At 56.9% G+C, this 13,069-nt stretch carries 10 protein-coding genes; 3 read left to right on the top strand and 7 right to left on the bottom strand.

What is annotated here, in order from left to right; genetic code table 11:
- The first annotated feature begins 42 nt into the window (after positions 1–42).
- From N2605_RS04810 to N2605_RS04800, 3 genes are all read left to right on the top strand, one after another.
- Positions 43–1,290 carry a glycosyltransferase gene (locus tag N2605_RS04810; RefSeq protein WP_311735355.1) on the top strand — a complete coding sequence of 416 codons (1,248 nt, stop codon included), beginning with the start codon at positions 43–45 and terminating at the stop codon, positions 1,288–1,290.
- The gene (locus tag N2605_RS04805; protein WP_225185661.1) at positions 1,287–2,570 is read left to right on the top strand and encodes an oligosaccharide flippase family protein; all 1,284 of its coding nucleotides are present in this window, start codon (positions 1,287–1,289) and stop codon (positions 2,568–2,570) included. The genes N2605_RS04810 and N2605_RS04805 overlap by 4 nt, the downstream gene beginning before the upstream one ends.
- A 90-nt stretch (positions 2,571–2,660) precedes the next feature.
- The gene (locus tag N2605_RS04800) at positions 2,661–3,656 is read left to right on the top strand and encodes a phosphoribosyltransferase (RefSeq protein ID WP_225185662.1); all 996 of its coding nucleotides are present in this window, start codon (positions 2,661–2,663) and stop codon (positions 3,654–3,656) included.
- 45 nt (positions 3,657–3,701) lie between these two features.
- On the opposite strand, the gene N2605_RS04795 is transcribed toward N2605_RS04800, so the two are convergent.
- The 7 genes from N2605_RS04795 to N2605_RS04765 form a co-directional block, all read right to left on the bottom strand.
- Positions 3,702–5,036: a hypothetical protein gene (locus N2605_RS04795; RefSeq protein WP_225185663.1), complete on the bottom strand. Its 1,335-nt coding sequence runs from the start codon at positions 5,034–5,036 to the stop codon at positions 3,702–3,704.
- A 507-nt stretch (positions 5,037–5,543) separates the two neighbouring features.
- Entirely contained in the window at positions 5,544–6,194 is a 651-nt protein-coding gene (locus N2605_RS04790) for a hypothetical protein (protein WP_260345952.1), read from the bottom strand.
- 118 nt (positions 6,195–6,312) lie between these two features.
- Entirely contained in the window at positions 6,313–8,559 is a 2,247-nt protein-coding gene (locus tag N2605_RS04785; protein WP_225185665.1) for a polysaccharide biosynthesis tyrosine autokinase, read from the bottom strand.
- Positions 8,560–8,838: 279 nt separating this feature from the next.
- Complete coding sequence (locus tag N2605_RS04780; RefSeq protein ID WP_225185666.1) at positions 8,839–9,426, bottom strand: hypothetical protein; 588 nt, start codon at positions 9,424–9,426, stop codon at positions 8,839–8,841.
- 169 nt (positions 9,427–9,595) lie between these two features.
- Complete coding sequence (locus N2605_RS04775) at positions 9,596–11,083, bottom strand: O-antigen ligase family protein (RefSeq protein WP_260345950.1); 1,488 nt, start codon at positions 11,081–11,083, stop codon at positions 9,596–9,598.
- 30 nt (positions 11,084–11,113) lie between these two features.
- Positions 11,114–11,857 (bottom strand): hypothetical protein, encoded by a 744-nt coding sequence (locus tag N2605_RS04770; RefSeq protein ID WP_260345949.1) that lies wholly within the window; start codon positions 11,855–11,857, stop codon positions 11,114–11,116.
- 9 nt (positions 11,858–11,866) lie between these two features.
- Positions 11,867–13,069: a polysaccharide biosynthesis/export family protein gene (locus tag N2605_RS04765; RefSeq protein ID WP_225128234.1), complete on the bottom strand. Its 1,203-nt coding sequence runs from the start codon at positions 13,067–13,069 to the stop codon at positions 11,867–11,869.

The following is a 13,069-nucleotide window of genomic DNA, read 5'->3' as shown; positions in this document are numbered from 1 at the left end:
GATTGCGCTTACGCCGCGTTCCTTTTCAGCTCCTAGTTGCAGATGAAATCAAAGTCGTCATGTATGAAACCGGATGTAAAGAAGCTCCCGAAGGCTGTGGTTCACGTGGTTCCGTCGCTTGACGTGAGTTATGGAGGGCCAGCGGTTTCTGTACCATCGTTAGCGGCCGCGTTAGATAGGAGGGGGATAAGGGGGATCTTGGTTAGCATTGACGCGAACCCATTGAATGCGCTTATCGAGTCCACAACGCTCCCATGGCTGAAGGCACGGCCTGGTCCAATCAAAAAGGGCTATTACTCCCCAAATCTTACCTCAATGATCTCGGCTGCCGTTCAGGAAATAGAAGCTGACACAATACACGTCCACACTGTATGGGGTTATCCACTCGTGGCGGCGCATCGTGTCGCACGAAAAACCGGCTGCCGCTTGGTGGTATCTCCCCGCTCAGAGCTCTACGTCGAGTCAATGAGAAAAAGCCGGCTGCTTAAGGCACTTGTTTGGCCTCTTGGCATCAGCGCAGCGCTCGCAAAAGCCAACCTCCTACATGCGACTGAATCTCGGGAAGAGTCCGCCATCTCCTCACTTGGACTGCCCAGCCCCGTTGCCACCGCTGCAAACGGAATCGACCTCTCGATCTCCGAAAAACTTATAGATCGCCACACGGCGTGTGAGAGCATTGGTATTGACCCCCAGCGCTATTGGGTTCTGTTTCTGTCACGTTTGCATCCCCGGAAGGGTCCCGATCTATTGATCGAAGCATGGGCAAAAGCCAAAATTTACGAGTTGGGCTGGGGATGTCTTATTGCTGGCGCATCCGACGATTCAAGGTACGAACGACAATTGCGCGATCGAGCGTCGGCGCTGGGTTTGGAACCGTCAATCGTGTGGCTTGGACATATTGAAGGCGGGCGCAAAATCGATACTCTTGCGGCCTCCGATGCTTTTGTCTTGCCTACTCAATTCGAGAACTTTGGCATGTCGATCGCGGAAGCCATGGCATGCTCGCTTCCAATCATAACCACCGATCAGACACCTTGGCAGTCTATCGCTTCGGCTTGCGCTGGCTGGATCATTCCAGCCAACGACGTAAACGCCATTGAAAAAGCACTGGCTAAGATGGCGAAGACTCCCAGTGAAATGCTTCGGACGATGGGAACGAACGCTAAGCAGCTCGTCCAGCCGTTCAGTTGGGAAATGGCTGCTGAGCAAATGATAGTCGCCTATGGGATGATGTCGCCCCTCAATGAGCAGATGACAAAGCCCATCCGGTATGACGCTCGACTCAGATGAAATCTACAAATCACCCTATCGGTGTGCTTCTCGATCTCGGTGCGGCTTACCTAGGCTATGCTTTCCGGTTTGTTTCGCCACTTATTCTGTATCCATTCCTGACCCGAAGCCTTGGGCTTGAGAGTTTTGGAATATATGCAACCGCCTACTCCGCCGCTCTAGTGCTCTCAGTAATCACAGAGTACGGCTTTGCTCTCACGGCCGCTAGAGAGGTTGCGGCTGCCCCAGATGTGAAGGCTCGCGGAACATTGGTCATGCGGGTTATCTTCGCGAAGGCGCTGCTTGTCCCGATAGCAGTTGCTGTCGGGATATTCTTGACAGCCACAAGTCCGATACTTCGATCAAACCTTGCGGTCGCGGCGGCTGCAATCTTACTCGGCCTCGGCCAAGGGGCGACCGTCTCCTGGTTCTTCCAAGGCCTGAGAAAGATTGGCCTATCGGTTGCACTTGAAATTACGGGCCAAGTGATCGCCATGGTGGTCATCATCCTAGCCGTACGACAGCCGTCGGATGTAGTGCTGGCAATATCGTTGCAAGCAACCGGCATCTGGAGCGCCGTTCTGGTTGGCCACCTCTTGATGTTTCGGAACGTACCTATCGTGCCCTCCAGCATGAGCGCTGCTATCCGTACGTTGCAGGAAGGATTCTCGATATTTCTCTCCCGCAGTGCCATTGCAATTTACACTAGCGCCTCGGTTTTGTTGGTTTCGGCTCTTGCAGGAACAGCCGAAGCGGCGCTTTACAGCGCGGCCGAAAGAGTATCTTCGGCGTCAACAATGTTGTTTAGGCCCCTCGGGTCGGTAATCATGCCTCGAATTGCCGAGCAGCTTACTCGAGATCGGGTTTCTGCCTTCAGACTGTCGCGCATTGCACTTATTCTCACGACCTCCATTTTTTCGGTCTTTGCGTTCGCTCTAATCTTCTGGGCTCCATGGATTGTTATCCACGCCTTCGGAGACCGGTTCTTTCAATCGACGCCAATCCTGCAGACGTTATCAATAATGCTACCCGTCATTGCGGTGAGTCAGGTATTGGGGAACAATCTGATGGTGCCATTAAGGTTAGATCGGCACATCGCTTTCATATTCATACTGGGCGCCATAGTAAATCTTGCACTGGCGGCAGCTTCGATCCCGATATTTGGCGCACTTGGCATGGCACTATCAAGAGTAGGAACGGAGCTTGTCATCTCCGCTGCTCACGTTATCCTCCTTCGGCCCTACTGGACTGAGATTTTAGGCAGATCGAGCAGATCGAACAGTCGTGCCAACACCGAATAGCTGAGCAACACTGCCTGCCTATTATTCGGGATCGAACGAAATGTGCTTCGATTGCATATCTTGTTGCCTGGTGCGCTAAAGGAGAAAGTCGTGCAGTTTCGATCAGTGTCAGATCTTCAGAAGCTAATTGTGTCTTCATTGCACAGACTGCCAGACGATCTGGACATCGTCGTCGGTATTCCACGTAGCGGATTGATGGCGGCTGCCCTCGTTGCCCTAGCTAAACAGTTGCCTCTGGCAGATGTACAGGGTTTCTGCGAAGGTAGAGTACTTTCCGCTGGACGTACCCGCCGCGTGCCATCATTGGACATAACCGTCGCGGACTGCCGTCACGCTCTCGTTTTCGATGATAGCGTTGCATCTGGCGGCTCGATGGCAGAAGCTAGGGTGCTTCTTGAGCGGGCTTGGCCCAACAAGCGTTTTACCTATTGTGCAGCTTATGGTGAAGCGGGATTGGATTTTTCCGTCACAATCCTTGAGCAGGTTCCTCAACCCCGCTTCTTTGAATGGAATATTATGAATCACCCGCTGCTCGCTGAAGCATGTGTCGATATCGATGGGGTGCTATGTCACGATCCAACCGATAGACAGAATGACGATGGCGCTAACTACATCGAGTTTTTGCTTTCAGCGCCCGCATTGCATACGCCGCGTAAGCGTATCGGAGCATTGGTCACAAGCCGGCTTGAAAAGTACAGGAGCCAAACGGAGACTTGGCTAGCCCGGCATGGAATACAGTACGATAGGCTGATCATGTTGGATTTGCCGGACATGAAGACGCGGCAGCTTCTCGCCTCTCACGGCTCGTTTAAGGGCAACTTCTATAAAGAATCCAGTGCTCGGCTATTTATTGAAAGTGAGTTCAGCCAAGCAGTTCAGATCGCTCGGATCAGCGGCAAACCCGTTTTCTCAATTGAGCAAATGCAACTGGTCCGCCCGGATCAATTGTCGATCACAAGCCTGACCAACAATGCTCGCTCGCAGTTTCGCAGCATAACGCGTCAGAACTTGCTCAGACTATTGGGCAGGAAGCGGTTTGAACAGCTGAAGCGGTTTGTGCGGGGTCAGGAGCTCTCAAGGAACTGATTATCTTTTTGAGCATATGACTAATTGGAAGATGTTTGACGTCACTTAGTTCTGCCCTCGAGCCAGAAAACGGCTCGTGGCCATTGATCGAAATGGGGATGGCGCAGCGCGACGCGAACGCACAAAGCTGAACTCGACAACCGAAAATAGAATGCCGATATATGGGCTACTAAAATAGGTAATCGATGCCGAGCTCGAGTAAGTGATGCAGACAAACAGATAGATGAAGCCAAACGTGGGAAACCGACCCATCCGGTGAAGCGACAGGTGAAACAAGTACCGCGCCACCATAGCCCACATGAATGCGTGAGCCATGATCCCGACGACTCCGAATTTATGAAGAAGCGCAAACAATAGGAAATGAATATTGTTTACCTTGTCGGCGCCGGTGATGGACGCTCCCTGCACAGATTCGTCAAGCGAAGAGGACATGTTGATTGTCCGACCCAGTCCAAGTCCGAATATATAGGATGGATCTCCTTGATCATCGAGATCTTCGAGCACCTTATCAACTTCGTAGAAGCGCTGCAGAGTAGCAACATGGTGTGATATGTCATCCCCTTGGATCAAAAGGATTGCTTCTCTAATATTGCGCGAAGAGATCCCATTGACCACGGAGCGGTCGAGCGACAAAGCCGCGATATAGAAGACAACTGGAATTAAGGCCAGGGGCACTAAACGCAGATGCTTTCCTCGACACAAAGCCGCGACTGTCAGTCCGACGTAGATCGCTAAGAAGCCGGCTCGATTGCCTTCGAGACGAAAGTTGCCTTCGCTCGTGAAGCCAACCAGCGAGGAAACCAGCAACAAAATTCCAAAAAGCCGATAGGATAAGGGTACCGATGCGGCAAGAAAAAAAACCGCCATGGTCAGCAGCATCACGTTATCGACTGATGCCGACATATCCAAAAACTTAGTGGAAAGCTTTCCAGCTACAATGAGAAGTGAAACGATGCAAAGAACATTAAGAAAGTGACGTTCGGAGACTTCGTAACGATTCATAGATCCTTGAATCAGCAATGACACCACATTGATGAGGAAATAGCATGTCCAGGCTAAAATATGTATCAGACTGTTTTCGTAGAGTAGCCCGATGATCAGCGCTAGGATCACGAAGGCAAAATTGAGAACATAGACGAAGCCCAAAGGGCCATGCAGGTTACCGCTTAGCCGACGAAAATAGTACGCCTGCACGAGGATCGCTGCGAATGTCGTGCTCAGATTGACATATGGTATCGCCGCAAAACCTTTTATGCTGGTTCCCACAGTAAGAACCACGTTTGCTGCTAATCCAGAGAGGGTAACACTCAAAAGCATGACCAGAAGATAGGATGCACCGTCAAAGCTTCTAGTTGGGGAGCGAGCGTTCGGATGATGCATTTATCTAAACCATACTAGATCGGCGCTGAGACTCACTCACGACGAGTGAGTTGAAGCATTCCCTTCTTCAAATCCGATAGAGCTATTTCTGCGAGATCGTGTATCTGAAGAAACCAACCTTAGACATCGTGCCTAATATGGTGTCTACCCTCTGGTAAGGTCCGACATTAAGCTCATTGCAGCGGTCCGAACCGGCATAGCACGCTCGAACGGTTATCGATCTCGAACATTCGTTCTTAACACTCACTATGTGGTCAATCATGTTCGGATTGACCACATGCGCCTTCCCCGCAGCCTGTATTCGCAGACACACGCGTCCTAGAGAGTCACGAACTACCGGGCTATTTGATCTCTCGGCCGGCCCAACATTCGTGATCCTTGAGAAATCACTCTGAGCTCGGCATTGGCTGTTGCCGACTAAGAACACCGCCAAACCAAGCATGAAACACCTGAAAAACTTCCTTCGATAGATTAGATCTGGCTCGTTCATCTCAACTGCTTGCGCAATCACCGCCAAGGCCGGTACTCCTCTTCAGGAACGCCGGGAACGGTGATCTGAACACCCTCTCGGCTGAATTGCCTCGACAGAGCCTGCCGAGATGCCAGATCGACTTGAGCTAGCCCGGCCAACAACCGATCCTTCGTTACCCAACCCGGACCAGCCAAGTTAAGAGCGGCGGTACGGAAGAACCCTGCATCTACCATTCCAGCGTATTCTGCTACGATCGTATTTTGGATATTTTCACTGAGCTGATCGAACACCATCAATGCCATCCGATTGCGCCGGAGCGAGATCCAACCCTCGCGCGGACCTGCAGCATACGACCGCTCCAAGAAGGCAAGATGTGAATGTTCGTATCCTTTGCGATCGTTGTCTAGCCGAAACAGCCATAGCCAAAGCAGGGCGTCCGCCGGATTACGTGTCAACGAGAAGCGAACCGCATCATCCGCCGCAGCGAGTTCGCGATCGCCGCTCGCTGTTGCGGCACGCTGCAACGACTCTTCGCTATCGCGCAGCTTAATGATCGCCGTCGCACGGGCAAGAGTTGCGAGGACGGTCGGCCGGTCAGCCGAGAAGTCTTGCATTGTTGGCAAGTTAGCCAGGATCCCCGACTTGAACTTATCGTCGCGGAGGATTCGGTTAGCCGCGCTGCTCAAGGGGTGGGCCCTCGCGATCTCTGGCCAGACCGTCGCAGCCCACCACGAAGCGGTTATCCCACACAGCAGCAGGGCGAAACGCAGGCAGAAATTCCACGCCCGCCAATCGCTATTCCAGTCACTCCACATACCCATACCGGGCATAGTATTTCTGGTAGTAGTAACGCCCGTGATAGGACTCGTAGCGCGACAGCGCCTTAGTATCGGCCTTATTCAAGACGACGCCAAGAAGCTTATCGTGAATCTCAGGCGCGCTCATCAGATTGTGCTTCACAACGTCAATACCCGTCTTGCCCCACTCCACAACAAAGATATAGGAATCGACGAACAATGAGGTAACGCGTACATCCACGACCGGGGCCATCGGTGGCATGTCCAGCACGACGTAGTCATATTGCGACCGAAGCAGCGTCACCAACGCATGCATTGCCTTTGACGCCAAGATCTCATTCGTGTGCAGCAACTTGGAGGTGCCGCCCGCAGGCAACACGGCAAGTCCGGTCTGCGGATCGACAGTAATGGCATCTATAAGCCGCGCCTTCTGTGCGATCACGTCGACCAAGCCCACCGCACCTGTCGGCACCAGCGCGCGCGAGAGTGACGGGTTGCGCAAGTCGGAGTCGATGAGAATCACCTTAGAGCCGGAATGCGCGATCAGCTGCGCGAGATTGGTGGAGAGCGTGCTCTTGCCCTCATTGGGGAGCGTGGAGGTAACCGCCAGCACTCGGTTCTCGCGCACGACGGAATTAAGGTCAACTGCGACCTTCAGGGAGCGTATGCCTTCAGCAAACCGCGACAATGGATGCTCGACGACGTGTCGCAGAAGATCAGGCTGGGGATTGCCTTTGCGACGGCCTAGCTTAGCGCCAGCAGGTACGGTCGCCCCGAGGGCCGGCAGGATGCCGATGCAGTTGGCACGCAATAGATCTTCAACCTGACTAGTGGTGCGAAACACTCTGTCGGTGAACTCGCGCACAATGGCAACGCCGAAGCTCAACATCAACCCACCGAGTAGGCTAGCCGCGAGGATGATCAGAGGCTTTGGATAAGTGCTCTTGAGTGGCGTCGTTGCCGCGCTGATCACCCGCGCTTCCGTGATCGGAAAAGACTGCTGCTGCACGCTCTCCATGTAGCGCTGCAAGAAGTTGTCGTACATGGCTTGATAGGATTGCGCGTTGCTTTCCAGTTCACGGAGCTGGACCTGCGCCTGACTCGTAAGCTGAGATTCTGAGACAACGTTGGCGAGACTTCCCTTGACACTTTCCTCGCGTGTTACGGCGATATCATAATCGCTTTTGTAGGACTCCTGGATTCGCTTCAGTTCGTCCGTAATATTCTTCTTGATCTCGGCCATCATGCGTCGCAGGTTGACGGCTGCCAAGTGGTCATGGCCGTACTTCGCTGCCCAGATCGACTCCTTAGAGGCCATATCGACATATTGCGCGCGCAGCTTGACAATCGTTTCGTTCTTCAGCGCGTCTGCAACGTTTGCATCAGGAATCTCTTGCTTCAAGATGTCGTTCATGCGGTCAAGCCGTGCCTTGGCCTCAGCGGTGGCCGCACGCGCTATTACGAGCTGACTGTTGACCTCAGCTAGCTGCTGTTCATTCATCAGCCGCCCGCCGCTGTCCACGATGTTGTTAGCAATCTTGAAATCCACGACTGCTTTCTGCGCAGCGGAGGCTTGGGTACGCAGCTCCTTGATGCGGTCCTGCAGCCAGACACTGGCACGGCGAGTTGCCTGGTATTTCGCCTCAAGTTGGTCAACGATATATGCATCTGCGATCGCGTTGGAGATCCTGGCAGCCTTCACCGGATCAAGAGATGTGAAACCGATCTCCATTACGTAGGTCATACCCAGTCGTTTTATGGTACGGTTCTTTTCAAATCGCTCCAACGCTTTGCGAGTCAGTTCAAACTCAGAGAGTGGGCGGCCATCGGATATCAGAGCCGAGACGAAATCGAGAGTGGCACCGAGCACCCCCCCGCCGTTACGTGTGAATTCGGGATCCTCGATCAAACGAAGGTCGCGGATCACAGCGAGACTGATGTTCTCTGATTTGAGAATCTCGACCTGAGTCTCAACAGTGGCCGCATCAACCGCAATGTCTCCGAGCACGGATTGTTGTTGGAACAGCTGTACCTTACGAGTGTCGATCACCATCGAGGCGTCGGAGGTGAACTGCGGCGCGGCGGTGAAGAGATAGAGTAGCGCCAGGATCACGCAGGCCGAGACGATCGCGACCATGGTCGGAAACTGGCGGCGGATGATGTCGAGATAGGAGGTCAGCGTCTCCGACGCAGAGCCGTCGGCCTCGGCGAAATCATGGTTGATCTCCGAGGTCGGCTTGTTCACCTGCAACATCTATCGATTCCTGAAATCAATCCGGCGATCTGCATATTTAGGAATAGAGGCTTGATTGGAGGCTTGGCCATTGCCTCCAGGCCTCGGAAGCAAGCCCCCTGCTCCGTCGCTGTACGTAAAGTAGCACAGGGTCATCTGAACTTGAACGCCGTTGATGCAGCGCAACGCGGCTTTCACCGGACAATTCGCGTGAACGTTAACGACCCCGAACGTAAAAGCGGCGCTCGATGGCGCCGCTCTGCTACAGGAAGTTTCACAAGGACTTCACTGATCCACGGCTCAGCGTGGACTTACCTGATTGACAGTGGTGCCGCCAACGGACCCACTGCCGATGCCGGAGCCGTTGTTGGGCGTCGTGTTGTTGCCGAACACGACAATACCGCCGCCCCCACCGCCGGTGGGGAAGCCGTTGCCCGTCGGTCCGCCTGAACCGCTGCCACCGCCTGCGCCGCCGCCGGCTGCGGCGATTGCGACGTCGCCGGTCGCTGCCTGGTAGGCGGCAATCACGTCGGGGTTGCCGGTACCGGCAATCGCCGTCTGGATCTCATTGGCATAGGCTTGGTCCTGCTGCGCGGCCATACGGGCGACCTGTGCAAGGCCGGCGACGATCGCGTTCATCTGGTCCTTGGTGGTCGCAGGATCCTTCAGAAGAGCGATCAGGCCGGGCAGCGTGGTCGGATCGGAGGCGCCGAGGTCGCGCACGCGCGAGATCAGCTGCGGGCCGCCGGTCGGATATTGCTGCAGCAGGCTATTGGGGGAAGCCTTGAACTCGGAAATTACGATGGCCGGCAGTTGGCGCTGCGGCGGGTAAATGGCGGCGTTGGCGGCCGATGTGATCGTGGCGGCAAGCGCCGCGGCGGCAGCCATGCGAAGCGCATTTCTGATAACGCTCATAAAACAACCTCCAAAAAATCAGCTGCCCCGATCTGCTTCCTCGGCCCGGGCAAAATGGCTGTGCAGTGCAAGAACCTAGCGAAAGAAAGAAGGGCTGTCTATTTATACTAAAAACTTCGTAAACAGCGCAACTGCTTCAAATCTAGACAGTTTTGTAAAGCTCGGGCTGAGCGCGCGGGGCTGGAGGCACGGTTGCGGAGCGGCCCTCGCCTCGCGGCGCCACGGCGCCGGCGTCCGCAATGGCAGGGGCCTCCCGGCTTGAGAAAGACTGGGCCAAGCCGACGCCGAAAAGCGCAAAGAACGGAATGCTGTAGCCGGGCACCTGGAGCGTGAAGTCGAGGCACGAGTGCAGCAGGGATAGCGTCGCGGTCGCCGCTGCCGCTAGCGGGATGATGGCATCGCGCCGCCTCCCGAACACGCCCATGGCCAGAACGAGCAGCATGATGACCCAGCCGAGCGCCACGAGCAGCGCCATGGGGATGCCTACCTCGGAGGCAAGCTCCAGCGGCGTCGAATGCGCGGCATCCCAGACACCGCGAATCGAGATGTTGGGGCTGCGGTACGGCGGGAAGGCCCATTGGAAGGTGCCCATGCCGGTGCCGAACCAGGGATTGTCGGCGATGATCCGCAGCGTCGATTTCCAGGCCTCGATGCGGCCCTCGTCGACCAGGCCCTGGCTGTCGAAGCGGCTGGAAACGCGGCCGCCGAGCAGCTGCAACAGGCCGAGCGCGACGGCGGCGCCGGAGCTGAGCGAGATCCAGATGCCCGTGCGCGGCGGCAGGTCCTTGCGCAGGAACAGCGTGAAGGCGACGATCATCGCCAGCAGCGACAGGCCGACGCCGGCGCGCGAGGTCGTCATGAACATCGCCATCAGGCAGATCAGCAGGCAGCTAAGCTGCGGCAGGATCTCTCTTGGCGGGATCGCGCGCAGGTCGAGCGACAGGCGCCGCCACTCGATGTGCCGCTCCGGCAGGCGGCGACGGACGTCCTCCAGGATCAGCAGCATCCAGATCACCGCGCAGGAGCCGAAATAGGCCGCCGCCGTGTTGCGGTTGATGAAGGTGCCGGTGACGCTGCCGAGATAGGCCGTCTTGTCCCGCCACAGGATCATGGTCGGCTCGATCAGGAACGAGGCTACGCCATAGAGCGCGTAGGCCGCGCCCGAGATCGCGATCACCCAGAGCAGGCGGCGCGCGCGCATCCGATCGGCGCCGACGGTGATGCCGAGCACGATGGCGAGGATGTTGGCAAGCGGCGCGCCGAGCGCGAAGAACGCCTCGTTCTTGACGATGGAAGCGGACGGGGCGATCGGCACGCCGAGCAGATCCGAGGCCTGCTTCCAGATCGGCTGGAACGGCGCGAGGAAGGGATGATCGGAAAGCTGCTCGTGCAGCACGAAGGCATAGGCGGCAACGATCACGCCGATGCCCGCAAGCAGCCAGAGATGCGGCCTGCGCAGATCGCGCGTCGGCGCGAAGATCACCGCGATGCCGAGACACAGGCACCAGAACGCGATCGACAGATCATTGGTCGAGCCGAACGGAAACGGCGCGCCGGCGGCCACGAAGAACAGGATGAAGACCGCGGGTAGGCTCCATGACCAGCGAATCTTGGGAAGCCGAAGGCGCATCGTTATGTCTTGCGAGCTTTGCTCTTGGGCTTAGAGGAAGCAATCGATCGGATAGATCTTCAGATCCACGTTGAGGCGGCTGTTCCGGCTCTGCGCTCGGAATGCGTAGAATAATCCAAAGCTATCACTCCCCTGATCGAGTTTTATTCCGGGGGTTAATTCGTCTGGCGGGACCAGGACGCCGATGTGCCGGTTGATGGCGGAAATCTCGATCCGCCCCTCCCCTTGCGCAAAATGCCCGCCGAGTTGGGTCACGGTAACCTTCGGCAGGCCGCGGCGCTGATGGCAGACATCCTCCTCCCAGAGCTTGGTCTGCTGCACCAGTGGCTTGCCCGGGCCATCGGGTACGACGATGTCGGGGAAGGACGGGCGCAGCATCCCGAAGAACTTGCTCTCCTTGGAGTTCGCCGAGAGGCGAACCGTGAAGGACAGCTCGCCCCTGGCGCCCTTGAGGCGCGACAGGACGGGAGCATCCGGCTCAGCGGAAACCATCACATCGATGCGATGGCGGACGCCCATCTCTGCGGCAGCGCCGAGCACCGGCCCGACCGGTGCAAGCGCGAAGGTAAGCGGGACGAGAGCCAGAAGACGGCAAAATGTTCGAAAGCGCATGAAGCCCCTTGCAAAGCCGCGGGGTGACCGATGACCGGCGCGCCCGTGCCGAGTGGCGCCTTGATCCAGATCCCGGGCTTGTCGGCGCAGCAGAACCGCCTCGATTCCTAAACGAAAATGGCACCGGGACAAAGCCCCGGTGCCATCGATTTGGTCGATCAAGTCGGCGTCTTACGGCGCCAGCTTGATGTTGTTGCGGAAGATCAGCGCATCGTTGCTGACATTGATGGCATCCGAGCCGGTCGCCATGATCACACGCAGGTAGTTCAGGAACTTGGCAACTTCGACGTTGCGCGAGTTCGAGACGTAGATGATGTCGCCATTCTTCATCATGACCTTGGTGGCGAGGAAGAAGCCGCCGGGATCGCGGAAGTTCACGTTGAAGATGACCGGGATCGTCTCCGAGGTGTACTTGCTCACGTCGATGCCGAGTTGGGCCGCAACCTCGCGCGGCTCGCGGCGATAGAGATAAACGGCCGCCGGATCGGCCTGGCCGTCCAGGAGACCGCCAGCCTTGCCGACCGCTTCGCCGAGATTGATGCGCCAGGCGTCGAAGTTGAACTCGCCGCTCTGGCCGCTGGCGCCGAACGCCAGGAACTTCTGCTGCTCGCGATAGACGTAGATGCTGTCGTCGGGCCGCACATAGACGTTGTTCTCGGGCGCCATCACGAGATTCTCGAACGGCACGGTGGCCCGCCGTCCGCCACGCTCCAGCATGACCCAGGTCTCGAAGCCCTGGCCCTTGATGCCGCCGGCGCGGGTGATCGCATCGAGCACGCGATCCTTCGCGCCCGCCGCGCTCGCGGGATAACGCGCGGGCGAATTGACCTCGCCGAGCACGCTGATCAGCTGGGTGCGCTGCGAGGACATCGCCACGACCGCTTGCGGCTCGATGGCGCGGTTGCCGATCCTCTCGACGATCGCGCGCTGGATTTGGACCGCGGTCAGGCCTGCGGCCTTGATCTGGCCGGCATAGGGCACGGTGATGAAGCCGTCATTATCGACCGACTGATCCGGGATCGTCACATAGTTACCCGGGCGGACACCGGCTTCCGCCGGGATGAACAGACCGCCCGCCGCGGCTTCGAAGATGGTGACGCTGACGACGTCGCCGATGCCGAACACGATGCTGGCAGGCGGGCGGCGGTCGGTGAACACGCCTGCAAGGCCCTTGGGCTCATGGGTGTGCAGGATCTTCACGGTCGCCGGATTGAGCGGCACCAGCTCGTAGGCCGGCGCGTTTTCCGTCTGGATCTTGTTGTTGACGTCGTCGGTGAGCGGTCCCGAGCCGGGATTGGTCGAGCAGGCCCCGAGCGCTAAAGCGGCCAGCAGAAAAGCTGGCTTCAACACATAGGTCTTGGCAATAGATGACAT

The organism is Bradyrhizobium yuanmingense (genome assembly GCF_025200905.1).
Taxonomy (GTDB): Bacteria; Pseudomonadota; Alphaproteobacteria; order Rhizobiales; family Xanthobacteraceae; genus Bradyrhizobium; species Bradyrhizobium yuanmingense.
This window is presented reverse-complemented; position numbering and strand designations above follow the sequence as displayed.